The organism is Bartonella sp. AA97HXZ (genome assembly GCF_042196985.1).
Lineage (GTDB): Bacteria > Pseudomonadota > Alphaproteobacteria > Rhizobiales > Rhizobiaceae > Bartonella.
The window spans coordinates 1-598 of sequence record NZ_JBHIRC010000106.1 but is presented as its reverse complement, the minus strand read 5'-3'; the positions used below and the strand labels follow the sequence as shown (position 1 = coordinate 598).

General features: G+C 38.3%; 1 protein-coding gene. It reads left to right on the top strand.

All coding sequences use genetic code 11. The features are described 5' to 3' along the window. Positions 1-3: 3 nt before the first annotated feature. Entirely contained in the window at positions 4-582 is a 579-nt protein-coding gene (locus tag ACFINE_RS09940; RefSeq protein ID WP_375621914.1) for a hypothetical protein, read from the top strand. The last annotated feature ends 16 nt before the right edge of the window (positions 583-598 follow it).

Genomic DNA, 598 nt, shown 5'->3' with positions numbered 1-598 from the left:
AAGTTGAAGTTAATCATCCACCAAAAATGGTATCTTCAACAGGCAAAAGATACCTTCACAAGCCTTCAAGCCCCTCGCCTTAATTGGGCTTTGCGTAATGCTCTAAACACTGCAGCAAAACAAGTTGAACGCTTTACTGAAAAGCAAGTTGCTGACATCTCATCAGCCCAAATAAAGCGTATAAGAAGAGGTGTTTATATTAAAGAAAAGGCGACAGCAAGGTTTCTTGAGACAGATATCATTGGTTCTGGAACACCAATACCTCTTAAATTTTTTAAAGTAAACGAAACAAAACGCGGCGTAACTTACACACTTTTTGGAAAGAAAGAAATCTTACCCCATGGTTTTATCAAGGGAGGCAGTTTTCCAAAGCGTGTTGATTTAAAAATGGGAGGGAATGTGTTTCAAAGAGATGACGGAGATCAATTCCCTATTGCAAAACAAGAAGGACCATCAATTGCTGGGGTAATGTCCAAGCCAGAAATTGCAATTGCTATTGTAAAAGAAGCCAATGAAAGATTAACCAAAAATATACAGAGACAACTTTCTCGTCAAGAATACGCTGCTAATAAGAAAGGCTAGATCATGTTCTCAAGCT